This is a genomic window from Methylicorpusculum oleiharenae (assembly GCF_009828925.2).
Lineage (GTDB): Bacteria > Pseudomonadota > Gammaproteobacteria > Methylococcales > Methylomonadaceae > Methylicorpusculum > Methylicorpusculum oleiharenae.
On record NZ_WUTY02000001.1, the window covers coordinates 2,157,915 to 2,184,604 of the forward strand.

A 26,690-nucleotide genomic window follows, 5' to 3' on the forward strand; every position below is an offset into this window, starting at 1 on the left:
ACGAAGTTTCTATATCTGCTATTGCCGATACAATTTACTAAAATAGCTATTTTAGTAAATTCAGTTCCATAGCCAAAAGTCGGGAAACCGGTGAATTTTTCAAATAGGTTTCCAGGTCAGTTCGAGTTTTTCATAAAAGATAAAAATATAGTATCTGCTCACCCCCTCCAATTTTAGTGGGTGTAGGTGGTTGATTGAAAAGGCTTCTGCAACAGGGATGTTGCAGAGAGCTGCAGGGACGTATTGATGCGTCCTTTGAAATCAAGCGCCTACACCCTTAATTCAAAGCGGGCGAGTAGTTACAAAATATAAATAAAAACCTAATTCGACGCTATTGTGACTTTTCGCCGTTAATAATGTTTAGCGTTTCCTGCTTTATGTCCAATAATTGTTGTATTAGCGTATTAAGTTGCTGAAAGTCATCCTCTATCGACGCGTAATTTTGAGTCAGCAACCCGTCCTCTATTTGACGTGCAACAGCTTGAAAGTTCGTCAATCCGCAGAAACTGACTGATCCATGAAGCTTGTGAATACTATTGCGCGCTTCATCTAAATCATTTATTTTAAACAGGTTTGATGCTTGAGCAGATAACTGGGGCAGTTCTTCGCATAGTTTTGTTAATAATGTCGCGGCCAGGTTTCTGTCGTTATACGTCTTGGCTAACAGTTGGCCGGCATAAACTCTTTTTTTATCCGATGGCTGGGACATCGGTAGCCATAAGCTTAGCGTTTCATCCAAGTGTTCGCGTAAAACAGGCTTAATCAGGCATTCATCAAACCCTTCAGCAATAATGCCGCTTAACTGTTCTTTTTGAGCATGTGCGGTTATTGCAACGACAGGCGTATTCAGGTTGGGCGATCCAGGTGCCCTGATGATTTTGATCAGGTCGTGGCCGGTATATCCGGGCATTTTCAAATCCAAAAGCACCAGATCAAAACGTTTTTTCAATAAAGCATCATGGGCTTCGATGCCATCCCTGGTTTCTGTGACCCATAAATCATAAGGTTCCAATTGTTTTTGAAGTAATAAACGGTTAATGGCGTTATCATCGGCTATCAACACTTCAAGTTTGCGGTGACCGGTTTCATCAAGTCCAATTCTGGGTTGCTGACTTCCATTTGTTTTCGCCGTTAACTCGTTAGCGGATTTATCTAAACGGGTAGTTTGAGTTTCTTTGCTGATTTCTGACGTCTGTTTGGCCGCTTTGTCTCCGTTTACAGCAGGCTCATCCATGATGTGTTTGAGTTTGTCAGAATAAAATCGGGTAAGTAATAAAGCGATTAGCGAAGCGCTTAAAAAAATCAGCAGAAAGCTGGATAAAGAATCTGCCAAGATCCCTACCTTACCAGTGCTTACAAACATAAAAATGACCCCTAGAAAAGTCCATAAGAATGGAACCAGGCTGAGTGTCAGTAATATAAGGTGAGGTTTTTGAGGTTTCATCAGGCTCAGTTAATAACTAGGAGCAAACTTCAAGACTTGTCGTAATCAATTTATTGTGGCTTTGAAGACAGCGTGCTTTGCAACTAAAACAGTTGACCCACCTTGGGTCCATTAATAGACAAAATGTTTTTGTGTATAGAGTTTAGCCGGTTTGGTTTAGTTCATTGAATTCGTCTATCGCTAAAAAAGCTATTTTCCGGGTGTTTACTAAGGTTGCAGGACAGGGTAAACGCATTAAAATAATTAATATATCAATATGTTACCGGTTACTTAGAACGAATAGTCCATTTGGTTTAACTTGTGGTGCCTCTCCCTGGGGACCGTTAGGCCGCGCCGAGCACTGGCTATTTTGCCGAGAACAGCCCGCTAGGGGAGCGGCAAGGATGCCGCTCGTTTTCGGAGGGATAGGGATAGCCCTTCCGAAAACCCTCGGCAAAATCGTCAGCGCGCAGGATGCAGCGGCCTTCGGGTGTCTTTTCTTTTGGATACTTTTCTTTGGACAAGCAAAGATAATATCGGCGGGAACGATTTTGAACAGCTTTAGCTGGCCCGAAGGGCGAAACCCAAGGATGGGTTTCGTAGCAGTATCGCGGTTGTCGGTCTGCGAACCGATTCCACATAAACATCGCGATAGCGACACATAGCCTTTTTTAGGTTTCAAATCAACCGAGTCTTATAGTAAATCCGGAAAAAGGAATATTTTAACTATCTGATTTTCTATAGTGTTTTAATGCGTTTGCCCTGGGTTGCAGGAAACCGTTTAAGCAGCAAGTGCCAGTATCTTCTATACTTTGATGTTTATTGGCGATTGATACGGCTTGGTGTCAAAAAAATGACATTTACAAAGTGCCGCGAGTCTTGAAGACTTAGCTTGTTTCATCGCCAGAATCTATAAAATACATTTTTATTAATGAGTTACGTAGCAAGAAGCGGTGATCTGTTCTTAGTATAACTACCATTAAGATGTTCTGGTTTGTTTTTTGCTTAATTGTGTTTTAAACGTTTAGGATTTTCCATATGGCTGAAAAGGTTCAACCTATTGAGGGTGAAGTAAAAAAGTCCTCAAAAAAGTTAATTATCATCATTGTAATTCTGGTGCTTTTGACTGGCGGAGGTGCAGGGGCTTATTTCTTTTTGATGGGAGATTCCGGGGCTGAAACTGAGGAATCAACTGAAAACTCAGAAAAAAAGGAAGAAACAAAAGAGAAAAAAGCTGAGGATGACAGCGATGATGAGGAAGTTGACAGTGCCGGAGTAAAATTAGAGAGTCTTTATTACGATATGAGTAAACCTCTGATTGTGGACTTTCCCAGAGGATCTTCCATTCGACTGATACAGGTTTCTGTGTCGCTGATGGTCAAAGGCCAGGAAACCCTTGATGCACTGAAAAAACATGATCCCATGATTAGGAACAATTTATTGATGTTAATCAGTTCTCAGAGCGGCGAAGACTTGGCTTCTCGTGAAGGCAAGGAAAAACTTAAAGAAGCAATGAAACTGGAAGTGGGGAATGTGTTGAAAAAAATGTCAGGCAGTAATCGTCTAAAAGAAGTGTTTTTCACCGCTTTTGTTATGCAATAGCCATGTCTACCGCTGACCTGCTCTCACAAGAAGAAATCGATGCGCTGCTGCATGGTGTAGACGATGGGGCTATTGAAACCGAAACGGACGATTCGGCGAACAGGGGTGGGACCCGGGCTTACGATTTTACCAGCCAGGAGCGAATAGTTCGGGGGCGGATGCCGACCCTGGAAATGATCAATGAGCGATTTGCCCGTTATTTCCGGGTTACCCTGTTCAATTTTTTACGTCGAGCAGCGGAAATTTCCATTTCGGGTATTCAGGTTCAGAAATTTTCAGAATACATACAAGGCCTTTATGTTCCAACGAACTTGAATGTGGTTCGCTTCATGCCTTTGCGGGGGAGAGCTCTGATTGTCATGGAGCCGAGGTTGGTTTTTACTGCGGTCGATAATTTTTTCGGGGGAACCGGACAATTTTATAACAAGGTTGAAGGCCGCGAGTTTACGCCAACCGAAATGCGTGTGATCAGGCTGTTCCTTGATATGATCTTCAAGGATCTTTTTGAAGCATGGAAGCCGGTCATGACATTGGAATTTGAATACATGACGTCTGAAGTCAATCCCCAATTCGCCAATATTGTCAGTCCTTCCGAAATTGTTGTGATTTCGACGGTTCACGTAGAACTTGACGGCGGTGGAGGCGATATCAATATTGTTTTACCTTACTCAATGGTCGAGCCGATCAGGGAATTGTTGGATCAAGTAACCAGTGACCGTGGCGAAACTGACGGCCGCTGGCAGGAATCGCTTCGTAAAACGGTCATGGGTGTCAACCTGACGCTGGAGAGTGTCCTGGTGGAAAAAACGGTAACGGTCAGAGATGTGATGCATTTCAAAAAAGGGGATGTGATTCCGATTGACATGCCTGAACTGGTGCGTCTTAACTCTCAAGCCGTACCTGTTTTTGAAGGAAAAGTTGGATTATCAGACGGCAATTATGCCGTGCAAATAGTTAGAAAAGTGAATCCCGATTTGTTATAGCGGGCACAGCCAAACCAGTGAGACCGGATAGTTATGAGTGAAATAGAAGAAGACGAAGAGTTGGGGGACGACTGGGCTGCGGCAATGAACGAGCAAGCCTCGGCCGAAACTCAGGGACGGCGCAATACTGGAGATTTTGAGGCAGCCCAATTTGATGAGCTTGAGAGTATGCCATCAATGATGGGTGAGCGGAAAATGTCCAAAGAGGACATAGAGCTGGATGTTATTCTCGATATTCCGGTAGTCATTTCGATGGAAATTGGTCGGGCACAGATCAATATCAGGAATTTGCTGCAGCTTAATGAAGGCTCTGTGGTAGAGCTGGACAGGCTTGCTGGAGAGCCCATGGATGTATTGGTCAATGGTACCTTAATTGCTCACGGAGAGGTTGTGGTAGTCAATGATAAATTTGGTATTCGTTTGACCGACGTCGTAAGTCCCTCTGAACGAGTCAAACGATTGAGTTAATGAAGATTCAGCCCCTCATCTGCGCCGTTCTTATTGGCTTTAGTATTCCGGGCCTGGCGGCGGAAAATTCCCAAGCAGCCGGCCATTTGAAAAACCGTGTCGTCGAACCGGCCGATTTGCTGCAATGGGGAGTTGGCATGCTGGTTGTGCTGGCAATGTTCTTTGCTTGTGTGTGGGCAATGCGCAAGTTAACGGCTTTAACACCGGGGTCGGCAGCAAAAATGCGGGTGCTGGGAGGAATTTCAGTCGGGATGCGAGAGCGTATTGTTCTGGTTGAAGTCGGAAAAAAACAGCTGGTGGTCGGTGTGGCACCGGGACGTATTGAAACGCTTTTGGTGCTGGAAGGCGATGACTGCTTATCACTGCAACAAAGCCGCGATCCGGATGGCGGTAGTGCTTTTGCTCAAAAGTTGATGCTGGCTATGAAAGGGGCGGGGCGTTCGGATGCGTAATCTACACAAGCTTAAATTTATTGTTTTGCTAATCAGCGTTTTATGGCCGGTTACCGGCGTCTATGCGGTGGGGATTGACGCCTTTAGCGTGTCTACAAATGCGCAGGGCGGACAGACTTATTCGGTGACAATACAAATTCTGGCGTTGATGACCGCGTTAACAGTGTTACCGGCTTTGTTATTAACCATGACGTCTTTTACAAGAATCATGATTGTGCTCAGTTTACTTCGGCAAGCGTTAGGCACAGCGCAGGCGCCCAGTAATCAAATTCTCTTGGGGCTGTCTTTATTTCTGACTATTTTCATCATGATGCCGGTTTTCGATAAGGTTTACGTAGACGCTGTGCAGCCCTATCTTGATGAAAAAATTGATGTCACAACCGCGATCGAAAAAGCGTCGGGCCCGTTTCGTTTGTTCATGCTCAAACAGACGCGTGAGTCGGATCTGGAAATGTTTGTTCGTATTTCCGGGCATGAAGAGCTTCAATCCGACGAAGATGTACCATTTTCACTGTTATTACCGGCCTATGTGACCAGCGAATTGAAAACAGCGTTTCAGATTGGCTTTCTGATTTTTTTGCCCTTTTTGATTATTGATTTAGTGGTCGCGAGCGTCCTGATGTCCATGGGTATGATGATGTTGTCGCCGATGATTATTTCTTTGCCCTTTAAACTAATGCTTTTTGTGTTGGCTGACGGATGGTCCTTGATCATGGAAATGCTGGCAGCAAGCTTTTATGTCACTTAATTCAAGAAGGTTGTTATGACGCCCGAATCTATTTATAACGTGGGTCAGGAGGCCATGCTGGTGGCAGTCAAGCTGACAGCGCCGATTTTGATTCCTTCTCTGATTGTTGGTTTGTTGATTGCGATGTTTCAGGCCGCCACACAAATCAATGAAATGACGCTGACTTTCGTGCCAAAGCTGATTGTTATCGGTGCCGTATTAATGATCTTGGGGCCTTGGATGCTTCAAATGTATGTTGATTATTTCCAGGAAGCGATAAGGGATATTCCTCATTTGATCGGTTGATGCTGAAGGTTTACTAATGCATTTTACCGAGGCGGAACTCATGGCTAAAGTGACAGTATTTGTATGGCCGTTGATCCGTATAGGAGCGTTGTTCATAGCTGCTCCGTTATTCAGTTTAAATGGTGTGCCTGCCCGGGTAAGACTGATTTTGGCGGTTGTACTGACCTTAGTGGTCATTCCTGTTTTGCCGCCGTTGCCTCCTATTGATTTGTTCAGCTATCAAGGACTTTTGATTACAGCGCATCAGGTTTTTATTGGATTGGCGACGGGCTTTATTCTTCAGATGGTGTTTGGTGCAATCGTTTTTGGCGGGCAAGGTATCGCTTACGGGATGGGTCTGGGATTTGCGTCAATGGTTGATCCGCAAAATGGCCAACAGGTACCGGTAGTCGCTCAATTTTATGTCATCATGAGCACATTGATTTTTTTGGCTATGGATGGACATTTGCTGTTGATCAAATTGATCCTGGACAGTTTTGCTACGTTACCTATTGCCGTGGATAGTCTGGATAAGGCGGATATCTGGTCAATCATTGCGTGGGGCAGTCGCTTGTTTGCCGGAGGTTTACTGCTCGCTTTGCCGGTGATTGCGAGCCTGTTGTTGGTCAATGTCAGTTTTGGTGTGGCTTCACGGGCGGCACCCCAGTTAAATATTTTCTCAATCGGCTTCCCCGTCACCCTGATGCTGGGCTTGCTTTTGATCTGGCTGACTTTGCCATCTGTACTTGATAACTTCACCGGCCTGCTTATGGATGCCTATGAGTTAATCGGGCAGATTCTTCGGATTTAAGAGGCGAAATGGCAGAAGATTCCGGGCAAGATAAATCAGAAGAACCCACGGGTAAGCGGCTTGATGACGCAAGAAAAAAAGGTCAGGTCGCCCGTTCAAAAGAACTGAATACCTGCGTGATGCTTATAACCGGAGCGACGATGCTGCTGGTGATGGGCGATCATATTGCACAAGGCATGCTGAAGATGATGACATCCGCTTTTCAGTTAAGCCGGGAGACTATTTTTTCACCGGAAAGTATGTACCTCAATTTAAAGCAGTCACTGATTGACGGGGTTTTACTCTTGGCGCCTTTTTTTATAGTAATGGTGATTGCCGCGCTTTTGGGTCCCATTTCTATGGGGGGGTGGTTGTTTAGCTGGGATGCACTGGCCCCTAAATTTGAAAAGCTTGATCCTATAAAAGGTATGGCGCGGCTGTTTTCTGTTCGGGGTTTGATAGAACTGGTGAAAGCGCTGATAAAGTTTATGCTGGTGTTCATCGTCGCCGTCATTTTGTTTAAAAGCGTCATGAATGACTTGCTCGGGCTGAGTGCCCAGTTGCCTAAACAAGCGATCAGGCATGCGCTTGAAACCATCGGTTTCTGCTATTTGATATTGAGCGCTTCGTTATTGATCATTGTCATGTTCGATGTGCCCTATCAGTTGTGGGATCATAGTCAAAAGTTAAAGATGACCAAACAGGAAGTCAGGGATGAGATGAAAGAATCGGAGGGAAGTCCGGAAATCAAGGGGCGTCAACGCAGAATCCAGATGGAAATGGCGCAAAGACGGATGATGGAACAAGTTCCTTTAGCCGATGTGGTCGTCACTAACCCTACGCATTTTGCCGTGGCTCTTAAGTACGATCAAAACTCAAATGCTGCGCCGCGAGTGGTGGCCAAAGGCACCGATTTGATTGCTGCACAAATACGCAATCTGGCAACAGGGGCAAAAGTCCCTTTAGTGACAGCTCCGCCCTTGGCGCGCGCGCTGTATTACTCAACCGAATTAAAAGAGGAAATACCTCAAGGTTTGTTTTTGGCAGTAGCTCAGGTTTTAGCGTATGTGTTTCAGCTAAAAACTGCGCGTTCTCAAGGCTGGGCCGAGCCATTAGCGCCCGGCGACCTGCCAATTCCTGAAGAATACCGGAAATAAAACCATGGATCTCAGCAAAATCACCCAAAGTCTCAAGTTAATCAGCCGCTCAGGACTGGGCGCACCGATTTTTATTATGATGATCTTGGCAATGGTCATGATGCCGTTGCCGGCTTTTATATTGGATTTGTTTTTTACCTTTAACATTGCTTTTTCACTGATCATTCTGCTGGTTGTTGTTTACACCCTAAATCCTCTCGAATTCTCCGCTTTTCCAACGGTCATTCTGATCGCAACCCTGCTTCGGCTGGCTCTTAACGTCGCGTCAACCCGTATCGTGTTACTCGATGGTCATAATGGCGGTGCGGCCGCAGGTAAGGTCATCGAAGCGTTTGGAAATTTCGTTATCGGCGGCAATTTTGCAGTGGGTCTGGTCGTGTTTGCCATTCTGGTGATTATCAACTTCGTTGTCGTTACCAAAGGTGCCGGACGGGTCGCGGAAGTTGGCGCGCGGTTTACTTTGGATGCGATGCCGGGCAAACAAATGGCGATCGATGCTGATTTGAATTCCGGTCTGATCAATCAGGATCAAGCCAAGCAGAGACGGGCTGAAGTGGCCGCCGAAGCGGATTTTTACGGCTCAATGGACGGTGCGAGTAAGTTCGTCAGAGGCGATGCCGTGGCCGGTATCATCATTTTATTTGTCAATATCATCGGCGGCCTGGCGATTGGTGTGGCGCAACATGGCATGAGCTTTAGTGATGCGGGCGAAGTTTATGTATTGTTGACCATCGGTGATGGGTTGGTTGCGCAAATACCGTCACTCTTGTTGTCGACTGCTTCGGCTATCGTGGTGACCCGCGTCAAAGTGGGTGATGAGAATCTGGGGCAGCAAGTCAGTTCTCAACTTTTCGACAATCCCAAATCGTTATACATCACAGCGGCGGTCATCGGTCTGTTAGGCATTATTCCGGGGATGCCTAATTTAGTATTCATCTTTTTATCGGCAACGTTGGCTGGTGTCGGTTATATGGCCGCAAAACGGCAGGAGCTGGTTCAGAGTGTTGAAGTTAAAAAGGATTTAGCATTGCGGCAACCTGCGCCTTCGGCTGAGATTAAAGAATTGGGTTGGGATGATGTAATGCCGGTGGATGTGATTGGTCTGGAGGTCGGTTACCGGTTGATTCCCCTGGTTGATAAAAATCAAGGCGGACAGTTGATGACCCGCATAAAAGGTGTGCGTAAAAAACTGTCTCAAGAGATGGGTTTTTTGATTCCATCCGTTCATATCAGAGACAACCTGGATTTAACCCCGACAACCTATCGCATCTCATTGATGGGCGTCACGGTGGGTGAAGCGGATGTTATCCCTGACATGGAATTGGCTATCAATCCCGGCAGGGTTTTTGGCGCACTTAAGGGCAAGGAATGCAGAGATCCGGCATTTGGCTTGGAGGCGGTATGGATTGAGCCGAATCAAAAAGATCATGCCCAAACACTTGGTTACACGGTAGTCGATCCCGGTACGGTGGTCGCCACGCATTTAAGCCATGTCCTGCAGAGTAATGCCTATCAGTTGCTGGGATACGAAGAAACGCAACGGATATTGGAAAATCTTTCAAAGGCGGCGCCTAAGCTGGTTGAAGATCTGGTGCCAAAAACCATGCCTTTGGGTGTTGTGGTTAAAGTCCTGCAAAATCTGCTTCAAGAACGGGTGCCGATCAGAGATATGAGAACCATCGCCGAAACTTTGGCGGAGTTCGGCATGAAGAGTCAAGATCCCGATGTGTTGACATCGGCGGTAAGAGTCTCTTTGGGTAGGGCAATTGTTCATGAAATCAGTGGTATACAGCAGGAGTTACCTGTAATTACCTTGGATCCAGATTTGGAACGCTTGTTGCATAAGTCATTACAGACTGCAGGAGAGGGTGGCGTTGGCATTGAGCCTGGGCTGGCTGAGCAAATGCATAGGGCATTGGAAGAAAGTACACAAAAAATGGAATTGGAAGGACAAACCGCTGTTTTATTGGTGTCCTCATTTATCCGGCCCTGGGTGGCTCGCTTCGTACGTTATTCAATTTCCGGCTTGCACGTTCTTGCTTACAACGAAATCCCTGAAGATAGACAAATTAAAGTGATTTCGACGGTAGGAGGAGGGCAGCGAACCTAATTTGACGGGGTAGTAAATGAAAATTAAACGATATTTTGCGGAGGATATCCGCCAAGCCATGCGTATGGTCAAGGAAGAACTCGGAGCCGACGCGGTGATAATGTCGAATCGTTCCGTTGATGGCGGCGTGGAAATTGTCGCGGCCCGCGATTTTGACGAGGAGCTGATTCATAGCAGCCTGCAAAAACAGGCTGAAGAACAGAAACTGGCGAGATCCAAGGAAATAAGAAAACCCGTTTTGCAAACGTTTGAAGCGGAAGAAAAACCGTTACATGTTATCAGCAACCCCCGAAAAAAAGGTGCTGACGGCGAGATACCACCACGGCCTTCGCGCCGCAAAATGGATGAGTATCTGGGTTATGCTGAAAAAGCAAATTTCACCAGACCGGCAAAACCAGTCAGCTACCCGGAGCCATTGTCAGCCCCTAAAAATTCGGTCAGGCAGGATTGGGAAAACACTGCTGAATCGCCTAAAGCAAATTCTCCCTCTGCCGCTCAGGTTAATAAACCGATTGATTACGCAGAAAAAATTCAACAACAAACAATCTCTCAGGAAAAGCAGGAAGTTGACCACGATCAACTCATTATGGACATGTTTCAGGAGCTTAAGTCATTGCGTGTGACGATGAACAGCCGATTGTCTGAAATGGGTTGGCAGCAAAATAATCAGAACAATCCGGCCCGACTCGAATTGCTGAGCCGACTGGCGGATATGGGGATAGCCAAGAACCTCAGTATCAAAGTGGCTAATCGTTTAGGCTCACTTCGCGATGTGGATTTGGCGTTTAAAAAAGCGCAGGAAATGCTGATCAACGTATTGCCTATTGCCGAAGACAATCTGCTTGAATACGGCGGTATCGTTGCGCTGGTAGGTCCTACCGGTGTGGGAAAAACCACGACCATCGCAAAACTGGCGGCTCAGTTCATACTGAAACACGGGCCAAAACAGGTGGCTTTGATTTCCACCGATAATTTCCGGATTGCTGCTCACGATCAGCTCAATACGTATGGCCGCATATTAGATGTACCGGTTCGTATTGCTTCAAATGCCGAGCAATTGAGATCACTGATCAACGGTTTTGCCGATAAACGCTTGATTTTGATTGATACCGCAGGCATGGGGCACAGAGATCAGCGTCTTGCCGAACAGATCAAAACCTTGCAGCACGATGACCTGTTTATCAAATGTTATCTGGTCATGTCTGCAGCAACCCAATATAAAACGACGAAAGAAATCATTGAGGCTTTTAAAATATTTCAGCCGGAAGCAGGTATTTTGACTAAACTTGATGAGACCACATCTCAAGGCGCGGCCTTGTCTGCTGTGACTGAACAACGTTTACCCCTGGCTTTTGTCACCAATGGTCAACAAGTTCCCGAAGATTTGCATAATGCAGTCGGTAGAGATCTTGTTGAGCAATGCGTCGCAGAACTTAAGCTGACCGGCGAAAGTAAGGTCAGCATGAATTATGATGATTGGGTTTCACAAAGCTATGCATAATCAATTGGATCAAGCTGCCGGAATTAGAAAAATGAAAAAAGTAAACCCTGTTCGTGTCATTGCTGTTACCAGCGGCAAAGGTGGCGTGGGTAAAACTAACTTGTCAGTTAATTTAGGCATGGCCATGTGCGAAATGGGTAAACGTGTGGCTTTGCTGGATGCCGATATGGGCTTGGCTAATGTCGATGTGCTGCTGGGTATGTATCCACAGTTCAATTTATCACATGTACTTAGCGGCGAAAAAACACTGGATGAAATTATTCTTCACGGGCCATCAGGGCTATTGGTGATTCCTGCCTCGTCGGGCCTGCAACGCATGTCTGACCTTTCTAATATCGAGCAGGCGGCCATTGTGCATGCTTTTAGCGAAATCAATCATGATCTGGATGTCATGATCGTTGATACCGCAGCGGGTATTTCGCCCAGCGTGGTTAATTTTGCCCGAGCGTGTCAGGAGATTATTATCGTTGTCTGTGATGAGCCGACTTCGCTCACTGATGCTTATGCGTTTATTAAATTGTTGAATAGAGATTACGGACTTAACCGATTTCATGTGCTGACTAATATGGTTCAGACGGTTCAGCAAGGCCAGTTGCTTTTTCAAAAGTTAACCCGGGTGACCGATCGTTATCTGGATGTTTCATTGGATTTTGTCGGGGCAATTCCGTTCGACGAATATTTGCGTAAAGCGGTGCAAAAGCAAAATCCTGTGATTGCTTCATATCCCAGGAGTAAGGCGTCACTGGCAATTAAAGCAGCCGCCCAGCAAATCAACCGTTGGCCGATCAAAAATCAAGCGGGCGGATACCTGGAGTTTTTTGTTGAGCGGATGATTCAATACGGCACTCAGGAGCATGTTGCATGAAAGGAGCGGCGATGTATGCCTCTGTGCAGACCGGGTCTAAAGAAGACCTTGTCGCACAGTATGCACCTCTCGTTAAGCGCATCGCCTATCATTTGATTTGTAAATTACCTGACACGATTATGGTCGATGATTTGATTCAGTCGGGTATGTTGGGCTTATTGGAAGCCGTAAAAAACTTTGATTCGTCCCAAGGTGCAAGTTTTGAAACCTATGCCGGCATTCGTATTCGCGGGTCGATGCTGGATGATGTCAGGCGTTCCGATTGGACGCCACGTTCAGTGCATAGAAAAGCACGTATGGTTGCCGATGCTATCCGACAGATCGAAAACAATACCGGATGTGATGCCAGAGATTCCGATGTTGCCAAATTCTTAGGCATCAGCATGGATGAATACGGGCAAATTCTTCAGGATACGCTTTGCTGTAGAGAATTGAGTGTAGAGAAATTAGCGGAAGAAGGTGATCATGCTTTTGATGAGTGTATCGAAGAAGAAAGTGATCCATTTGGGCAAATTAGCCATGAATCATTCAATGCTGCGTTGAAAGAAGCCATTATGCAATTGCCCGAACGCGAAAGATTGGTCATTTCACTGTATTATAACGATGAGTTGAACTTGAGAGAGATTGGCAAAGTGCTTGAGGTCAGTGAGTCGCGGGTCAGTCAGATTTTAAGCAAAGCGATGCTGCGATTGCGTGCCAGACTGGCCGGTTGGCAAGAGGCGGGAAGTGAAAATACTTAGGCGCTCGACGTTTATGCCTTCAACAGTGCTCAGTCAGTTTGCTCATCTTCACGTCACGCAATCACTGACATAGCCTGCTACTACTTGAATAGGGTCAAAGTTCAGCTTAAGTTGTGATGGTTGTTTCATTCCCGCTACTTAATGAATTGAGCCGAAGGCAATTCACACGATTAAAAACTGGATTGAGTTAATAACGGTTCACTGAGAATGACAAAATACAACAGATTGGAGATTATCTTTGGATAAGAACATGAAAATTCTGGTTGTTGATGATTTTTCAACAATGAGACGAATAGTAAAAAATTTGCTCCGGGATCTGGGTTTTACCAATACTTTGGAAGCGGATGATGGGAAGACCGCACTGCCTAAGCTGAAGTCAGGTGCAATCGATTTTCTGATTACGGATTGGAATATGCCCGGTATGACCGGCCTGGATTTATTAAAGGCCGTTCGTGCGGATCCGGAACTGGCCAAGATGCCGGTATTAATGGTAACTGCAGAAGCCAAGCGAGAGCAAATTATTATGGCTGCGCAGGCCGGGGTCAATGGCTACATCATCAAACCTTTTACGGCGGCTACACTTAAAGAAAAGATCGAGAAGATTTTTGAACGCATAGACGGCTAGCTGAAGAAGGATTGCCATGACCGAAATTGATCGCCTTAGCTTAGCTAAAAATTTGCTGGAAGCGTTGGTGAATGGAGACGAAGCTTCTGCAAATAAATATATGGATGAAATTGCCGGTATACGTGAGACTCAGCTTTATCAGGAAGTTGGAAAGTTAACGCGGCAACTACATGATTCGATGACTTCTTTTGCGCTGGAAACAAAAATTACCGCTTTTGCGCAAAATGATATTCCGGATGCAAAGGAGCGCTTGCACTATGTTATTTCAATGACCGAACAAGCTGCGAATAAAACTTTGAATGCGGTAGAAGATTTATATCCTGTGGCTTCCGAGCTGAATCAGCAAGTGCAAAAGCTGTCTGCTAACTGGGACCGGTTTTTGATCAGGCAAATGCCTTTTCAGGAGTTTAAGGACATGAGTCAAGAATTAACGGAGTATTTTAAAGTCTCCGTTCAATCGCTTGAGAATATTCAAAATGGATTAAATGAGATCCTGATGGCTCAAAGTTTCCAAGACATCACCGGCCAGATTATTCGGCGAGTCATTACCATGGTTGAGGAACTGGAATCCGGTATGCTCGCTTTAATTAAGCTGTCGGGGCACGGCAGGCCGCCAGAAAAAAACATAGACAGCAGTGAGCCTGAGTTGCCGGGACCAATTGTTCCGGGTTTGGATGATAGTGATGGTGCAGTAGTCGCCAGCAGTCAGGATGACGTGGATGACCTGTTATCAAGTTTGGGATTTTGAGGAAACCATATGGCAATTGACCTGGACGACGAAATACTTCAGGACTTTCTGGTCGAGGCTGGTGAAATTCTTGATCTGTTGGGAGAGCAGTTGGTTCAGCTTGAGCAAATGCCCGAAGATTATGATTTGCTCAATGCCATATTTCGAGGATTCCATACCGTTAAAGGCGGTGCCGGCTTTTTGGCGATTGATGCCTTAGTGGAAATTTGTCATAAAGCAGAGGATGTTTTTAATATTCTGCGGCAGGGAGACCGGCGCGTTTCTGCCGAACTTATGGATGTTGTATTACAAGTTCTGGATGTTGTAAACAACATGTTCAATCAAGTCAGAGGCGGGATATTACCCGAATCTGCCGATCCTGAATTATTAGCTAATTTGCAAACTTTTGCTGTCCCGGCATCAGATGATATCGTTTCGCCCGATGTAGAAACAATGCCGGTAGAGTCTGTCGATGAGAGCGATGCTGTAGAAGCACAGTTTGAAGCTATGCTGGACAGGGCGGCAGAATCAAAGGCTGGGGGCGACTCAGGCTCATCTTCTGATGAAATTACCGAAGAAGAATTTGAAGCGTTGCTGGATGCCTTGCACGGTAAAGGGGACGTTTCTGCCGCACCTGCAAGCAAGGTAAAAGAAACTTCCGGTCAGGCGCAAGCTGTTGAATCAGATGAAATGACCGAAGAAGAGTTTGACCGGTTATTGGATGAGTTACACGGTAAAGGCAAATTTAAAGGTGCTGAAATTGCTCAAACATCCACCTCTACGGCGTCTGTTGCACCGGATGAAATCAGTGATGACGAATTTGAAAAAGTCATGGATGAAATCCATGGGAAAGGTAAATTTGATGCCTCCAAACTGAGCATTGTCGAGGGTCATTCCAATAAAGAGTCCATTCCACAAAATAAATCAATGGCTGCACCTGCCGCCGCTCCGCAACCGGTATCCAGGCCAACTGTCGAGGCCAGATCAGCCGACAATGCTGCTGCACCGTCAAGTTTCCCAGTCGGTTCAGATATCAAGGCGCAAAAAGCCGGAACTCCCCAAGTGGAAACGTCGGTAAGAGTCGATACTCAAGTGCTTGATGAGATTATGAATATGGTGGGTGAACTGGTTTTGGTCAGAAACCGTTTACAGACGCTGAAACTGGCTAGCGAACGAGATGATCAAATGGCCCAAGCTATAGCCAATCTGGCCATTGTTACATCTGATTTACAGCTGGCTGTCATGAAAACGAGAATGCAGCCGATCAAAAAAGTTTTTGGCCGTTTTCCCCGCGTTGTAAGAGACCTGGCCCGCAGCCTAAAAAAAGAAATAAGACTGGAGTTGATCGGAGAAGAGACCGATCTGGATAAAAATCTGGTTGAAGCGCTTGCTGATCCTCTGGTCCATTTAGTTAGAAATGCTGTGGATCATGGGATTGAACTGCCTTATGAACGGGAAAAAGCGGGTAAGCCGAAAGAAGGAATTGTCGTGCTTACGGCGTCTCAACAAGGCGACCATATCCTGTTATCGATAAGAGACGACGGCAAGGGGATGAATGCCGACGTTTTACGTGCCAAAGTCGTCGAAAAAGGCTTGATGGATCCCGATACAGCCGCCCGGCTTGATAGTAGAGAATGTTTTAACCTGATATTTATGCCCGGCTTCTCGACTAAAACTGAAATTTCTGATGTTTCAGGGCGGGGTGTCGGCATGGATGTCGTCAAAACGCGAATATCTCAAATGAACGGTACCGTAGAGGTTGATTCGACAGAGGGCTACGGAAGTACGATTACCATCAAAGTCCCATTAACCCTGGCTATAATGCCTACGTTAATGGTCAGGCTTTTTGATCAGGCTTTCGCTTTGCCGTTGGCCAGCGTGATAGAAATACTTGATCTGGATTTACGCAATACCAATGTTGTCGATGGACAACTTGTGATTATGGTCAGAAATAAGGCATTGCCTTTATTTTATTTGGGCGAATGGCTGGTAAGAAATCCCCTTTATGAGGTTCAAAAACGTGTGGCGGCTCATGTTGTAGTCGTGAATGCGGGAGGACGGCAAGTGGGTTTTGTCGTAGATCAATTAATTGGACAGGAAGAAGTGGTTATCAAAGCTCTGGGTGCCAAATTGCAGGGATTGGATGGACTTTCAGGGGCAACGATCACCGGTGATGGCCGTATCGCATTGATTCTCGATGTTCCTGGACTGATGAAAAAATATGCCAGTTAAAACTGGATAAGTTATGACCATTAAAGTGTTGGTGGTGGATGATTCAAGTTTCATTCGTAAACGGATAAAGGAAATACTTGAGTTTTCAGCTGAATCGGAAGGCCCCAGCGATCTTGAAGTCATAGGATTTGCCGCTAACGGTTTAGAAGCCATTCAAAAAACAGTTCAGCTGAAGCCGGATGTCATTACCATGGATATTCAAATGCCGGTTATGGATGGCATCACTGCTGTAAAGCGCATTATGGAAGAACATCCTGTGCCGATATTAATGTTTTCGGCAATGACCCGTGTTGGTGCTCAAGCAACATTTGATGCCCTGCAAGCAGGGGCCATTGATTTTCTGCCCAAACAATTGACAGAGATTGACGCTGATCCGGAAGTAGCACGACAAGTGTTAAGGCGCAGGGTCAAAATAGTCGCTTCGCAAGCAAAAAAAGTGGCCCACCACGCATGTCAGTCATACAGTCTAAAGCAGAGTCTCCCTCAATCCAGCGCCGGTTCACAAAAAAAAGCGTTTATGCCTCGCTTGATAGTAGTGGCTGCCTCTACTGGCGGTCCTTTGGCGGTTCAGCAAATCATCAAGGCACTGCCTAAATCATTTACGATTCCATTGATCATCATTCAGCACATGCCCCAAAATTTTACTCATAGCTATGCGGAAAGGTTGGATCAACTGAGCCAGGTTCGTGCAAGGGAAGCAGTTAACGGAGACAGTCTGGAAGAGCCGCTAATTCTAGTGGCTCCCGGCGGAATGCAATTGGAAATTGAAAGCAGGGGACGGGGAAAAATGATCAGATTAAGAGAAAAACTACAGCATGAAATATTCAGTCCCTGTGCAGACATTACCTTGACCTCGGTGGCGGCTCATTATCCGGGAAACGCCCTGGCGGTAATCATGACGGGCATGGGTTCTGATGGCAAGGAGGGTGCTGACAAATTAAAAAGGACCGGCGCTCAGGTATGGGCACAGGATCAAGCCAGTTGTACGATTTATGGGATGCCAAAAGCAATCATAGATGCGGGTCTGGCCGATGCTGTTTTTAATTTGGAAGAGATGAGCGAGGCTTTTGCCCGTTTAAGCTAATGGACTTTTTAAGTGTCGTCGGCATTATCATTGGGTTTTCCGCAATTGTCGGTGGAAACTTGCTTGAAGGCGGGCAGGTCACTGCTCTCGTCAATGGTCCTGCGTTTCTGATTGTTTTAGGCGGCACGCTAGGGGCAACCCTGCTGCAATTTCCAACTGCTATTTTTATGCGCAGCCTTAAAATCAGTTTGTGGATTTTTAAGCCGCAGACGTTGATGCTCAGAAAGCAAATTGAAAAAATTGTTGATTGGAGTGCCATGGCGAGAAAAGAGGGCTTGCTAGGTCTGGAAACATTGATTGATCTTGAAAAAGACGATTTTGCGGTTAAAGGCTTACAGCTTTTAGTGGACGGCAGTGAACCGGATGTTATCCGCGATTGCCTTGAACTTGATATCGGTGCAAGGGAGTTTAAAGATTTACAGGCCGCGAGGTTGTTTGAGGCTATGGGAGGTTACTCGCCGACGCTCGGAATAATCGGTGCTGTGATCGGTTTGATTCATGTCATGAAAAATCTGACCGATCCTGCATTACTGGGTACTGGTATCGCTACGGCATTTGTTGCCACTATCTATGGCGTAGGATTTGCCAATCTGTTTTTTCTTCCTATCGCCAACAAGTTAAAAATGCAGGTTTTTGCTTTGTCTCAATATCGGGAAATGCTCATGGAGGGCATAGTGGCCATTGCCGAGGGAGAAAATCCAAGGAATATAGAGTTAAAACTATCCGGTTATCTGGATGAAAAATTGAAGGCTAAAAAAAGAGGTCGATAATGAGACGAAAAAGAAAAGAGCTGCTAGAGAGTGATAACCATGACCGATGGCTGGTTTCGTATGCGGATTTTATCACTTTGTTGTTTGCATTTTTTGTTGTCATGTATTCGATTTCATCCGTCAATGAAGGCAAATACAAAACACTTTCAAATTCGCTGGAAGGGGCTTTTTCAAATAAGGGTTCTGATCAAAACATAGCGAATCAAGAGGGTACGGCTTATAAAATCATACAGCCCATTCAGGTGGGCGATACGCCTATGACCCTTCAACCGATTGAGCTGGATCAGCCCACATTGGAAGAAGTCGAGAAAAAACATGAATTGAGCGAAGAAATTTTGAGGGAAAGGCGAAATTTGATTGAGGCAGCCGAGCAGTTTAAAGAAGTGCTGGCGCCATTTATTGATGAAGAGCTTGTCAATGTCAAGAAAAACGATTTCTGGATTGAGCTGGAGATGAACAGTGAGTTGTTATTCGCCAGCGGAGATGCGGCTTTATCCCCCAAAGCTATCCCCATCCTGCAGAAAGTTTCTGAAATTGTCAGGCGGATGCCGAATTCCATCAATGTAGAAGGCCATACCGATAACCGTCCCATCAATAGACTTCAGTTTCCGTCCAATTGGGAGTTGTCTTCAGCCAGGGCATCCAGCGTTGTTAGAGAGTTTGAACGGGAAGGTATCAATTCAGACCGTTTATCGGCCATTGGTTATGGAGAATTTCATCCTATTGCCGATAACACAATTGATGAAGGACGATTTCAAAATAGACGTGTTTCTATCGTGCTCATGTCGCATGCCTTTGCACGTTATGGGGCGAATGATCAGGAACGTGCCAGGTTGTTGAATATTGCACAACCTGAAACAACAGAAGGCGTAGAGCCTCAGAACACTCAAAAAAACCGGTGAATACGCTATGAAAGTTTGGGCAGTATCCAATCAAAAAGGTGGGGTTGGCAAAACAACCACGGTTATATCGCTAGGTGGCTTATTGTCCTCTTGGGGGTTTCGAACCTTGTTAGTCGATCTGGATCCGCATGGGGCATTAACCAGTTACTTCAAGATGAATCCCGACGACATTAAAGGCAGCGTTTACAATCTTTTTCAAGATGCCAGTCAAAAGAAGAGAAATATTGGCCCGGCGCCTTATATTGTTAAGACCGATTTTGACGGACTCAGTGTTCTGCCTGCCGCTACTGCCATTGCAACTTTGGATAGGCAGGTTGCTGGCATGGGTGGTATGGGACTGGTAATCAGCGGCGCTTTGAATAAGGTTCAGGACGATTACGATTATGTGTTGATTGATAGTCCGCCTATGCTGGGTGTACTTATGATTAATGCCCTGGCGGCCTGTGAACAATTGATTATCCCCGTATTGGCCGAGTTTCTGGCGCTCAAGGGCTTGGAAAGAATGATGCATACGTTGGGGATGGTTTACCACGCAAAATCGACTCCGCCGCATTACACCATCGTGCCAACCATGTTTGACAGAAGGACACGGGCCGCTATTGACAGTCTGCATGTTTTGCAGGAGAAATATCCTCAGTTTTTGTGGAATTCGGTGATACCGGTAGACACCAAGCTGAGAGAAGCCAGCAAAACCGGTCAGCCCATATCATTGTATATGCCGGAGGCCAAATCAGTCGCAGCCTATTCACAGCTGCTGGATCAGCTGTTGTTGTTTAATCATGCTGACGCGCATAAATCGGCAGTTGTGTGATGACTGACCAAAAAAGTAATGGGGGGATTATTCATCAGGATTTAGCCCTTGATCTTTATTTGAAGACATTACTGGATGATCAGCCCTTCGATTCATCCGATGCAGAGGAAATAGACGAAGCGGACACAAAAGCGCCTCCGGTGCCGGAAAAAACCATCTCGAAGCCAGCGCCTGACTTACCGGCTGACAAACCCCTGATAAAAGAAATACAAAATCCCACTCCCTTGATACAGGAAAAATCGAACACCGTAACGAAATCGCCAAGTTTAAAGGCACGAGTCGATTTTGAAGATGCCATACAGGCATCCTTGAACGATGTATCCAGGTTACTGGAAGCAACTGAGCTCGACATCAAACCGGTCAATCAACTCGTCATCGTGCCTCAGGCCGAGAAAAAAGTGACTGTGAAACAGCCTGAACCGAAAGTGGTCCGGCCCTTGGCTGTCATGCCCGACTGGACTCGATATGAATTTCAGGCGTTGTTTTTTAAAGTGGATCAATTGGTTTTGGCAACACCTTTAACAGAGCTTTCCCGGACATTAAAATTTGATGGTGAAACGCGTTCGGTACCCGGTCAACCTTCCTGGTTTATAGGTTTGTTGCAGGAACATGAAAAGAATGTCGGGGTTCTTGATACCGGACAGTTGATATTTGGAAAGGTGATAGGTCAGCAAAGAAATCTGCTGGAACAGCCTTTTAAAAGTTTATTGATTACTCAGGATGGCAATTGGGCGTTGGCGTGCGACGAATTGCTGAATATTGGTAAGTTGCTACCGGAGCAGGTGCGCTGGCGGACGTATAGAAAACAAAGACCCTGGTTAATCGGAACAGTCATCGATGGTTTGGCTGCGGTTGTCGATGTCAATTTACTGACACCGCGAAGGTTAAGCAGCTAACTGAATAAACCACTGAAAATCGGCATTTTAATTCGTTGTTGCTGAGGTCAGGGACAGATTTGCAGCATTTAATAAATTTTATCGAGAGGGAGTAATTAGGAATGAAGTTGTCCGAAGAGAAACAAAATAATCCAATCATGCAATGGGTCACTTTTCGTTTAGGAGACGAAAAATACGGCATTAATGTCATGCAAGTACAGGAAGTATTGCGCGTTGCAGAAATTGCTCCTGTGCCTGGTGCGCCATCGTATGTATTGGGAATTATTAATTTACGTGGCAATGTGGTCACTGTTATTGACACGCGCAACCGTTTCGGGCTCTATACGAAAGAAACGGATGATAATTCCCGAATTGTCATCATTGAGACTGAAGCCCATATCATTGGTATTCTTGTCGACAGTGTTGCAGAAGTTGTTGAATTGAGGGCCTCCGATATTGAGACGGCTCCCAACGTAGGTAACGAAGATACGTCACGCTATATTCAAGGTGTGACAAGCCGTGAAAATGAACTTCTGATTTTGGTTGATCTGAACCGGTTTTTGAGTGACGAGGAAAAAGCCGAATTGGATCTGTTTTAGCCTTTGTTGCCTCCGTGTTTTTTGGAGGCAATGACAATTGAGGGCAATGCGATGGAAATTCAGCCTATAATTCCTGCTTATCCTGTCATTAGGCCCGCGAGAGTCGAAAAAGACGAAGAGCGTAACAAAAAAAATCCACCGCATTCGCAAAATCCGGATAACGAGGAGGATTCCAGCGGGGATAATGAACCTTTGCAGCATATTGATGAAGTGGTTTAATGAATGATGTAATTCTGGTCGGCATAGCGTTGTTCGTGCTGAATGGTCTTTTCCTAACCTGGCTTTTAGCGAGCCATCATAAGCTTAAAAAAAAGCTTCAGGTCTTGCAGGATATCGTCAACACGCTTAACCGAGATATGGTAGGACTGTGCACCGCATCCGTAAGCGTTGATCAACGATTGAATGATGCCGATGACGCCCTGGCAGAGCTATTTGAAAAGCTGGCCGAGGTCGAACAGCTATCTCAAGCTTCACAACCTTATTATGGCGCTATTCAACAAGCGCATAATGGTGCCAGTGCAGAAGATCTGATGCAGCAGTTTAATATGAGCCGGGACGAAGCGGTGTTATTGATCCGGCTACACAGAAATCGATCGTCATAAAACAGTTTTTAGTTGATAGCTCATGCCTCCTTGTCGAGAAAATCATTTTTATCAGGAACATGCTCGATTAATCCGTCGTAGTTTTGAAAAGCTGCTTAATAAACCCTTGCTAGCTGAAATCAGCGATAAAAGTGGAATCGGAGAGGCGCTTTATTTTGCGCCGTTTGCGGTGGTTTCCCACGATACGAAGGCCGATCCCGTATTCAATTATGCGAATGCCAAAGCCCTAGAATTGTTTGAAATGAGCTGGGAAGAATTTATCAGCACGCCGTCCCGGCTTTCCGCTGAGCCGGTCAATCAGGACGAACGTAACCGCCTGTTGGCATTGGTCAGTACCCAAGGTTACATCAATGACTATCAGGGCGTCCGCATTTCCAAACATGGCAGACGCTTTATGATCAAAAATGCAGTGGTGTGGAATCTTTTGGACGAGGACGGAATTTATAGAGGCCAGGCCGCGTTTTTCGACGAATGGCTGATGCTATAGCCTCGTTGAGGTAATCAATTAGCCTCGTGGCGTTTTCGTATGCAGCTTCATCATCGCCTGCTCGGTTTGTCCTTGCAGCAACTGATTTAAAAGCAGTGCGCTTTCATCAATCGTTTGGCTGATGAGTTGCCATTCGCTTTTGGACGGAGGATGCAGGACGAAATTGACTACCGCATTTCTGTCGCCCGGATGACCTATTCCCAGTCTCAATCGCCAGAAATCAGTGGTGCCCAGTTGAGCGGCTATATCCTTTAAACCGTTATGCCCACCATGCCCCCCGCCTTTTTTAAGCTTGCAAGTACCGGGCGGCAAGTCCAGCTCGTCATGGATTACCAGAATTTGTTCGGCTGGAATTTTGTAAAATTTAGCTAAAGCACTGACTGAGCGGCCACTTAAATTCATGAAAGTTGCCGGCTTGAGAAGCCAGGCTTCCTGGCTGTTTTCAGTGAGTTTTCCGGCTGTGCCGAAAAATTTGGCTTCATTGTTCATGCGGGTTCCGGTTGACTGAGCAATCTGGTCTATCCACCAAAAACCGGCATTGTGCCGGGTGTTTTCGTATTGTGAGCCGGGATTGCCCAGCCCAACAAAAAGTTTAATGCCTGTCATTGTTATCAGATTAACGGGAGTGGTTGCGAAGAGGGGTGGTTTGTAAAGTTCCCGTATTCAAATCGAATCCGGATTACCCTTGGGTTGACTGGGTGGGAATAGTTTTTCTAGTCTTTTTTCAAACTCTTGCATTTGTTTTTCCAGTTCACTGCCAAACGATTCGATTTCTTTCTCGAATAGGGGTATTTGCTCTTCTAATTGTTTATTCAGATTTTCGCCGATATCTTTCAGGTCTTTGAATAATTGGCCCAAGGCATCGCCAGGAATGGCGTTAACTGTTTGCCTGAAATCGATTTTCCATGTTTCGCCTTCTTTTTGTAACTCGGTATAAAAAGATTGCCGTACGTTGTTTACATCTTTAGAGGCAATGAACGTTTCAACCGATGCGTGCTGGTTTTCAATAACAATTCGGCCTGTTTCAACAGAAGCATTTTCAGGCAATTCATGGGCATCAGCGGAAACGAGGACCTGACTATCGGTGGTAACAAACTGTATCGCTGTTTCCACGTCCTTCTCAGTCATCGCCTGCCAGAATGCCACCGTGACTTGCTCCGGTGTTTTGGGTGTTTGGCATGCCGAAAGCAGAAACATCCAAACAATAAAAAGCCCGGTTTTGGCCGGGCTTTTTACTAAATCAAATAACGCTTTATTCATCACCGCCGAATACGCCCAGTATCTGCAACAAGCTCAAGAACAAGTTGTAGATGGATACGTACAGGGAAACAGTTGCCATGATGTAATTGTCTTCTCCGCCATTAACCAGTGCGCTGGTTTGAAACAGAATCATGCCTGACATCAACAGAATAAACATCGCTGATACAGCCAGTGACAACGCAGGCATGGAAAATACCACGGCGCCGATACCTGCCAGAAAAGCGACCAGTATGCCAACCATCAGAAATCCGCCCATGAAGCTGAAATCCTTACGGGTGGTCAGGGCATAACCTGATAAGCCTAAGAAGATGACACCCGTACCGCCCAGCGCTGTCATGATCAATTCATGACCATTGCTGAAGGCTTTAATGTACATGGTCAAAATGGGACCCAGGGTCAAGCCCATAAAGCCGGTTAATGCAAAAACGCACACCAGACCCAGAGCGCTGTTACGAAATTTAGTCGTTAAGAATAACAGTCCAAAGTAGCCTACCAACGTCACGATCATGCCGGGATGGGGTAAGTTAAACGCCATGGAGGCACCGGCTGTCATGGCGCTGAATAACAACGTCATGGACAACAACATATAGGTGTTTCTCAGTAATTTGTTCGTCGCCAGAATACTCGATTCCGGACGTGATACAGCGGTATTTAAACGCATAGTGATCAACTCCTGTTGAAAGTTAAAAAATACAAATCGTAGACCATGCAATGGTACAAGAGTTTCATTTCATTTGTAAGCCTTTACCCGAAATCTGCGGAGTAATCAATTAAATTCCGTTTGGCAGGGAGTATGTGCAATGCCTGTTTCGCGTTCAAGACTTATAAAAGTACAATAACTTCATTAGAAACTTTTGATGAGTGATATGACAACAACGCCCTCTATAACGCCTTATCAACTTGTTGGTGGTGAGCAAGGTGTCCACAGCCTGGTTGACCGGTTTTATTTCTTTATGGATACCCTGCCTGAAGCGCGCGGTATTCGGCTTATTCATCAGAAAAGCTTGAATGGCGCGCGGGACAAATTGTTCAAGTTTCTGTCCGGATGGTTGGGTGGACCGGATCTGTTTGTCGAGCAATACGGCCATCCCCGGCTCAGAATGCGGCACTTTACATTCCAAATTGGCACAAGTGAACGCGATCAATGGATGTTTTGTATGAATAAAGCATTAAACGAATTGTCGCTCGATCCGGAATTCCGGCAAAATCTGAGTCAGGCTTTACAGGATTTGGCGACGCATATGATTAACAAGGACGATTAAGCAGGGTGCCCAATAGCGGAACTTGCCTCCGCAAAGCCCGACACTTCAATAGAGACGCCAACCAAGAGAGTCCAAGCCATTATTACTTTACCGTTTTCCTATCAGATTCTTCGCAGCAAACGAGCTAGACTTGTGCGCTTGCGCGTGACTTCGCAACAGGTTGAAGTTATTGCCCCGCACGGCGTTTCGGAACATAGTCTTCATCGTTTCGTCTCGGATAAGCAGGACTGGGTTTTGAGCACTCAACTGCGCCTTAAAAACCGGCGGGAAAATCTCCGGAGTCTGGCGCCTGACTCCTATACGCATGGCGCTTTATTGCCTTACCAGGACCGAAGCTATCCGCTGGTTATTGTTCCTGTTAAGCGCAAAAAAATAACACTGGAGTTCAGCGATCATTTTATTGCCTCAGTTCCGCATACCTTATTGGAAGATGAACTGCACGAAGCCATGCGCTCGGCCTTTATGCGCTGGCTAAAGCTTGAAGCCAAACGCACGGTGGAGCAGTGTGTTGCCAAACATGCGGCAAGATATGGGCTTTATCCCAGGAGTATCAAAATTAAAACTCAAAAAAGCCGCTGGGGAAGTTGCGGTGTTTATAACGATATCAATTTGAATTGGCTGCTGATCCTGGCGCCTCCCGAGGTATTGGAATATGTTGTCGTGCACGAATTGTGTCACATTAAACACCGTAACCATTCCAGTCATTTTTGGCATCTGGTTGCTGAACATATGCCTGAATACAAAACTTTACGGCAGTGGCTTAAGGTCAACGGCGGCCATTTGCTGATGGGGCTTTAGTGAAATGGATTAAACACGCCATTCTGTATGGCATCGTCATTATCGTGCTGTTTTCAGGTCAATTTTTGTTCAATCGTGGTCTGGTCTCAGGAGTGCCGCCGCAGTTGCCCGAGCAAACAATTGCTGGTCTGCCCACAGAATCCGTTATGCCTAAGGGGGGCGGCATTATCTATTTTTGGGCAGATTGGTGCGGCTTGTGCGGCATGATGCAAGGTTCAATGTCTAAGGTTTTACACGATACACCCGGAATTACAGTGGCACTCAATTCAGGCCCCACCGATCAGGTAAATCGCTATCTGGCAAGCCGGAATCTGAATTGGCCCACGGTGAATGATGCCGATGGTTCTGTCGCAAAACGTTACGGCATAAAAGGTGTTCCGGCGATTTTTTTCCTCAATAACAACGGTCATATCGTTTTTTCATCAATAGGTTACAGTACGGAGCTAGGTTTAAGAATCAGGGTGTGGCTGGCGTCTTATTTCAACTAAGGATAGTATTGGAAATAACTTCCCAGCTTCAATTAAAGCAGGTATTGCCGAAGCGCAGAATCTAA

Annotated in this window: 31 protein-coding genes; 27 read left to right on the plus strand and 4 right to left on the minus strand. The window is 45.8% G+C overall.

The features are described from left to right. Positions 1-331: 331 nt before the first annotated feature. Positions 332-1,363: a response regulator gene (locus GO003_RS09890; RefSeq protein WP_159658051.1), complete on the minus strand. Its 1,032-nt coding sequence runs from the start codon at positions 1,361-1,363 to the stop codon at positions 332-334. Between the two features lie 1,098 nt (positions 1,364-2,461). On the opposite strand from GO003_RS09890, the gene GO003_RS09895 reads away from it, so the two are divergent. The 24 genes from GO003_RS09895 to GO003_RS10010 all read left to right on the plus strand — a co-directional run bounded on the left by GO003_RS09895 (position 2,462) and on the right by GO003_RS10010 (position 22,817). Then, positions 2,462-3,025: a flagellar basal body-associated FliL family protein gene (locus GO003_RS09895; protein WP_159658052.1), complete on the plus strand. Its 564-nt coding sequence runs from the start codon at positions 2,462-2,464 to the stop codon at positions 3,023-3,025. Between the two features lie 2 nt (positions 3,026-3,027). Next, entirely contained in the window at positions 3,028-4,008 is a 981-nt protein-coding gene (fliM, locus tag GO003_RS09900; RefSeq protein ID WP_159658053.1) for a flagellar motor switch protein FliM, read from the plus strand. A 42-nt stretch (positions 4,009-4,050) separates the two neighbouring features. After that, the gene (gene fliN / locus GO003_RS09905; protein ID WP_407942115.1) at positions 4,051-4,476 is read left to right on the plus strand and encodes a flagellar motor switch protein FliN; all 426 of its coding nucleotides are present in this window, start codon (positions 4,051-4,053) and stop codon (positions 4,474-4,476) included. Continuing rightward, positions 4,476-4,928, plus strand: a complete 453-nt coding sequence (fliO, locus tag GO003_RS09910) for a flagellar biosynthetic protein FliO (protein ID WP_159658055.1) — start codon at positions 4,476-4,478, stop codon at positions 4,926-4,928. The genes fliN and fliO overlap by 1 nt, the downstream gene beginning before the upstream one ends. Further along, positions 4,921-5,676, plus strand: a complete 756-nt coding sequence (gene fliP / locus GO003_RS09915) for a flagellar type III secretion system pore protein FliP (protein ID WP_159658056.1) — start codon at positions 4,921-4,923, stop codon at positions 5,674-5,676. The genes fliO and fliP overlap by 8 nt, the downstream gene beginning before the upstream one ends. Positions 5,677-5,691: 15 nt before the next feature. Beyond that, on the plus strand, positions 5,692-5,961 hold the full coding sequence (gene fliQ / locus GO003_RS09920; RefSeq protein WP_159658057.1) for a flagellar biosynthesis protein FliQ: 270 nt from the start codon (positions 5,692-5,694) through the stop codon (positions 5,959-5,961). 16 nt (positions 5,962-5,977) lie between these two features. Next, positions 5,978-6,751 carry a flagellar biosynthetic protein FliR gene (gene fliR / locus GO003_RS09925; protein ID WP_159658058.1) on the plus strand — a complete coding sequence of 258 codons (774 nt, stop codon included), beginning with the start codon at positions 5,978-5,980 and terminating at the stop codon, positions 6,749-6,751. An 8-nt stretch (positions 6,752-6,759) separates the two neighbouring features. Then, entirely contained in the window at positions 6,760-7,887 is a 1,128-nt protein-coding gene (gene flhB / locus GO003_RS09930) for a flagellar biosynthesis protein FlhB (RefSeq protein ID WP_159658059.1), read from the plus strand. A gap of 4 nt (positions 7,888-7,891) precedes the next feature. After that, entirely contained in the window at positions 7,892-9,997 is a 2,106-nt protein-coding gene (gene flhA / locus GO003_RS09935; protein WP_159658060.1) for a flagellar biosynthesis protein FlhA, read from the plus strand. 16 nt (positions 9,998-10,013) lie between these two features. Next, on the plus strand, positions 10,014-11,498 hold the full coding sequence (gene flhF / locus GO003_RS09940; protein ID WP_159658061.1) for a flagellar biosynthesis protein FlhF: 1,485 nt from the start codon (positions 10,014-10,016) through the stop codon (positions 11,496-11,498). 31 nt (positions 11,499-11,529) lie between these two features. Beyond that, entirely contained in the window at positions 11,530-12,363 is an 834-nt protein-coding gene (locus tag GO003_RS09945; protein WP_164505730.1) for a MinD/ParA family protein, read from the plus strand. Next, positions 12,360-13,103, plus strand: coding sequence for an RNA polymerase sigma factor FliA (locus GO003_RS09950; RefSeq protein WP_159658063.1), 744 nt, complete (start codon positions 12,360-12,362; stop codon positions 13,101-13,103). Before GO003_RS09945 ends, GO003_RS09950 begins: the two co-directional genes overlap by 4 nt. A gap of 250 nt (positions 13,104-13,353) precedes the next feature. Next, positions 13,354-13,728 carry a chemotaxis response regulator CheY gene (gene cheY / locus GO003_RS09955; RefSeq protein WP_206444726.1) on the plus strand — a complete coding sequence of 125 codons (375 nt, stop codon included), beginning with the start codon at positions 13,354-13,356 and terminating at the stop codon, positions 13,726-13,728. A gap of 16 nt (positions 13,729-13,744) precedes the next feature. Next, a complete protein-coding gene (locus GO003_RS09960; protein WP_159658065.1) occupies positions 13,745-14,476 on the plus strand; it encodes a protein phosphatase CheZ in 732 nt (243 codons plus the stop codon). A gap of 9 nt (positions 14,477-14,485) precedes the next feature. After that, positions 14,486-16,687, plus strand: coding sequence for a chemotaxis protein CheA (locus GO003_RS09965; RefSeq protein ID WP_159658066.1), 2,202 nt, complete (start codon positions 14,486-14,488; stop codon positions 16,685-16,687). A gap of 13 nt (positions 16,688-16,700) precedes the next feature. Beyond that, positions 16,701-17,771 carry a protein-glutamate methylesterase/protein-glutamine glutaminase gene (locus GO003_RS09970; protein WP_159658067.1) on the plus strand — a complete coding sequence of 357 codons (1,071 nt, stop codon included), beginning with the start codon at positions 16,701-16,703 and terminating at the stop codon, positions 17,769-17,771. Continuing rightward, positions 17,771-18,541 (plus strand): flagellar motor protein, encoded by a 771-nt coding sequence (locus tag GO003_RS09975; protein ID WP_159658068.1) that lies wholly within the window; start codon positions 17,771-17,773, stop codon positions 18,539-18,541. The genes GO003_RS09970 and GO003_RS09975 overlap by 1 nt, the downstream gene beginning before the upstream one ends. Further along, the gene (gene motD, locus GO003_RS09980) at positions 18,541-19,443 is read left to right on the plus strand and encodes a flagellar motor protein MotD (protein WP_159658069.1); all 903 of its coding nucleotides are present in this window, start codon (positions 18,541-18,543) and stop codon (positions 19,441-19,443) included. Before GO003_RS09975 ends, motD begins: the two co-directional genes overlap by 1 nt. A 7-nt stretch (positions 19,444-19,450) precedes the next feature. Next, entirely contained in the window at positions 19,451-20,254 is an 804-nt protein-coding gene (locus GO003_RS09985) for a ParA family protein (RefSeq protein WP_159658070.1), read from the plus strand. After that, positions 20,254-21,150 carry a chemotaxis protein CheW gene (locus tag GO003_RS09990; protein ID WP_231088923.1) on the plus strand — a complete coding sequence of 299 codons (897 nt, stop codon included), beginning with the start codon at positions 20,254-20,256 and terminating at the stop codon, positions 21,148-21,150. The genes GO003_RS09985 and GO003_RS09990 overlap by 1 nt, the downstream gene beginning before the upstream one ends. Before the next feature lie 101 nt (positions 21,151-21,251). Then, positions 21,252-21,728 (plus strand): chemotaxis protein CheW, encoded by a 477-nt coding sequence (locus tag GO003_RS09995; RefSeq protein WP_159658071.1) that lies wholly within the window; start codon positions 21,252-21,254, stop codon positions 21,726-21,728. 30 nt (positions 21,729-21,758) lie between these two features. Then, positions 21,759-21,947, plus strand: coding sequence for a hypothetical protein (locus tag GO003_RS10000; RefSeq protein ID WP_159658072.1), 189 nt, complete (start codon positions 21,759-21,761; stop codon positions 21,945-21,947). Continuing rightward, positions 21,947-22,330 (plus strand): DUF2802 domain-containing protein, encoded by a 384-nt coding sequence (locus tag GO003_RS10005; RefSeq protein WP_159658073.1) that lies wholly within the window; start codon positions 21,947-21,949, stop codon positions 22,328-22,330. Before GO003_RS10000 ends, GO003_RS10005 begins: the two co-directional genes overlap by 1 nt. A gap of 22 nt (positions 22,331-22,352) precedes the next feature. After that, the gene (locus GO003_RS10010; protein WP_159658074.1) at positions 22,353-22,817 is read left to right on the plus strand and encodes an MEKHLA domain-containing protein; all 465 of its coding nucleotides are present in this window, start codon (positions 22,353-22,355) and stop codon (positions 22,815-22,817) included. A gap of 18 nt (positions 22,818-22,835) precedes the next feature. Here the strand turns inward: GO003_RS10010 and pth are convergent, their stop codons facing one another. Genes pth through GO003_RS10025 form a run of 3 tightly spaced genes read right to left on the minus strand, consistent with a single transcriptional unit; the run spans position 22,836 to position 24,738 of the window. Beyond that, positions 22,836-23,423 (minus strand): aminoacyl-tRNA hydrolase, encoded by a 588-nt coding sequence (gene pth, locus GO003_RS10015; RefSeq protein WP_159658075.1) that lies wholly within the window; start codon positions 23,421-23,423, stop codon positions 22,836-22,838. Between the two features lie 57 nt (positions 23,424-23,480). Next, positions 23,481-24,077, minus strand: a complete 597-nt coding sequence (locus tag GO003_RS10020) for a hypothetical protein (protein ID WP_159658076.1) — start codon at positions 24,075-24,077, stop codon at positions 23,481-23,483. Further along, positions 24,070-24,738 (minus strand): Bax inhibitor-1/YccA family protein, encoded by a 669-nt coding sequence (locus GO003_RS10025; RefSeq protein WP_159658077.1) that lies wholly within the window; start codon positions 24,736-24,738, stop codon positions 24,070-24,072. Before GO003_RS10025 ends, GO003_RS10020 begins: the two co-directional genes overlap by 8 nt. A gap of 205 nt (positions 24,739-24,943) precedes the next feature. Between GO003_RS10025 and GO003_RS10030 the strand changes: the two genes are divergently transcribed. The 3 genes from GO003_RS10030 to GO003_RS10040 all read left to right on the plus strand — a co-directional run bounded on the left by GO003_RS10030 (position 24,944) and on the right by GO003_RS10040 (position 26,625). After that, entirely contained in the window at positions 24,944-25,339 is a 396-nt protein-coding gene (locus GO003_RS10030; protein ID WP_159658084.1) for a group II truncated hemoglobin, read from the plus strand. A gap of 144 nt (positions 25,340-25,483) precedes the next feature. Further along, positions 25,484-26,137 carry a M48 family metallopeptidase gene (locus tag GO003_RS10035; RefSeq protein WP_231088924.1) on the plus strand — a complete coding sequence of 218 codons (654 nt, stop codon included), beginning with the start codon at positions 25,484-25,486 and terminating at the stop codon, positions 26,135-26,137. Next, complete coding sequence (locus GO003_RS10040) at positions 26,137-26,625, plus strand: redoxin domain-containing protein (RefSeq protein WP_231088925.1); 489 nt, start codon at positions 26,137-26,139, stop codon at positions 26,623-26,625. Before GO003_RS10035 ends, GO003_RS10040 begins: the two co-directional genes overlap by 1 nt. Positions 26,626-26,690: the final 65 nt, after the last annotated feature.

What these genes read in the sequence shown, in the direction of transcription:
- GO003_RS09890 (WP_159658051.1), bottom strand. Translation starts at nt 1,363, where the DNA reads ATGTTTGTAAGCACTGGTAAGGTAGGGATCTTGGCAGATTCTTTATCC.
- GO003_RS09895 (WP_159658052.1), top strand. Translation starts at nt 2,462, where the DNA reads ATGGCTGAAAAGGTTCAACCTATTGAGGGTGAAGTAAAAAAGTCCTCA.
- fliM (WP_159658053.1), top strand. Translation starts at nt 3,028, where the DNA reads ATGTCTACCGCTGACCTGCTCTCACAAGAAGAAATCGATGCGCTGCTG.
- fliO (WP_159658055.1), top strand. Translation starts at nt 4,476, where the DNA reads ATGAAGATTCAGCCCCTCATCTGCGCCGTTCTTATTGGCTTTAGTATT.
- fliP (WP_159658056.1), top strand. Translation starts at nt 4,921, where the DNA reads ATGCGTAATCTACACAAGCTTAAATTTATTGTTTTGCTAATCAGCGTT.
- fliQ (WP_159658057.1), top strand. Translation starts at nt 5,692, where the DNA reads ATGACGCCCGAATCTATTTATAACGTGGGTCAGGAGGCCATGCTGGTG.
- fliR (WP_159658058.1), top strand. Translation starts at nt 5,978, where the DNA reads ATGCATTTTACCGAGGCGGAACTCATGGCTAAAGTGACAGTATTTGTA.
- flhB (WP_159658059.1), top strand. Translation starts at nt 6,760, where the DNA reads ATGGCAGAAGATTCCGGGCAAGATAAATCAGAAGAACCCACGGGTAAG.
- flhA (WP_159658060.1), top strand. Translation starts at nt 7,892, where the DNA reads ATGGATCTCAGCAAAATCACCCAAAGTCTCAAGTTAATCAGCCGCTCA.
- flhF (WP_159658061.1), top strand. Translation starts at nt 10,014, where the DNA reads ATGAAAATTAAACGATATTTTGCGGAGGATATCCGCCAAGCCATGCGT.
- GO003_RS09945 (WP_164505730.1), top strand. Translation starts at nt 11,530, where the DNA reads ATGAAAAAAGTAAACCCTGTTCGTGTCATTGCTGTTACCAGCGGCAAA.
- GO003_RS09950 (WP_159658063.1), top strand. Translation starts at nt 12,360, where the DNA reads ATGAAAGGAGCGGCGATGTATGCCTCTGTGCAGACCGGGTCTAAAGAA.
- cheY (WP_206444726.1), top strand. Translation starts at nt 13,354, where the DNA reads ATGAAAATTCTGGTTGTTGATGATTTTTCAACAATGAGACGAATAGTA.
- GO003_RS09960 (WP_159658065.1), top strand. Translation starts at nt 13,745, where the DNA reads ATGACCGAAATTGATCGCCTTAGCTTAGCTAAAAATTTGCTGGAAGCG.
- GO003_RS09965 (WP_159658066.1), top strand. Translation starts at nt 14,486, where the DNA reads ATGGCAATTGACCTGGACGACGAAATACTTCAGGACTTTCTGGTCGAG.
- GO003_RS09970 (WP_159658067.1), top strand. Translation starts at nt 16,701, where the DNA reads ATGACCATTAAAGTGTTGGTGGTGGATGATTCAAGTTTCATTCGTAAA.
- GO003_RS09975 (WP_159658068.1), top strand. Translation starts at nt 17,771, where the DNA reads ATGGACTTTTTAAGTGTCGTCGGCATTATCATTGGGTTTTCCGCAATT.
- motD (WP_159658069.1), top strand. Translation starts at nt 18,541, where the DNA reads ATGAGACGAAAAAGAAAAGAGCTGCTAGAGAGTGATAACCATGACCGA.
- GO003_RS09985 (WP_159658070.1), top strand. Translation starts at nt 19,451, where the DNA reads ATGAAAGTTTGGGCAGTATCCAATCAAAAAGGTGGGGTTGGCAAAACA.
- GO003_RS09990 (WP_231088923.1), top strand. Translation starts at nt 20,254, where the DNA reads ATGACTGACCAAAAAAGTAATGGGGGGATTATTCATCAGGATTTAGCC.
- GO003_RS09995 (WP_159658071.1), top strand. Translation starts at nt 21,252, where the DNA reads ATGAAGTTGTCCGAAGAGAAACAAAATAATCCAATCATGCAATGGGTC.
- GO003_RS10000 (WP_159658072.1), top strand. Translation starts at nt 21,759, where the DNA reads ATGACAATTGAGGGCAATGCGATGGAAATTCAGCCTATAATTCCTGCT.
- GO003_RS10005 (WP_159658073.1), top strand. Translation starts at nt 21,947, where the DNA reads ATGAATGATGTAATTCTGGTCGGCATAGCGTTGTTCGTGCTGAATGGT.
- GO003_RS10010 (WP_159658074.1), top strand. Translation starts at nt 22,353, where the DNA reads ATGCCTCCTTGTCGAGAAAATCATTTTTATCAGGAACATGCTCGATTA.
- pth (WP_159658075.1), bottom strand. Translation starts at nt 23,423, where the DNA reads ATGACAGGCATTAAACTTTTTGTTGGGCTGGGCAATCCCGGCTCACAA.
- GO003_RS10020 (WP_159658076.1), bottom strand. Translation starts at nt 24,077, where the DNA reads ATGAATAAAGCGTTATTTGATTTAGTAAAAAGCCCGGCCAAAACCGGG.
- GO003_RS10025 (WP_159658077.1), bottom strand. Translation starts at nt 24,738, where the DNA reads ATGCGTTTAAATACCGCTGTATCACGTCCGGAATCGAGTATTCTGGCG.
- GO003_RS10030 (WP_159658084.1), top strand. Translation starts at nt 24,944, where the DNA reads ATGACAACAACGCCCTCTATAACGCCTTATCAACTTGTTGGTGGTGAG.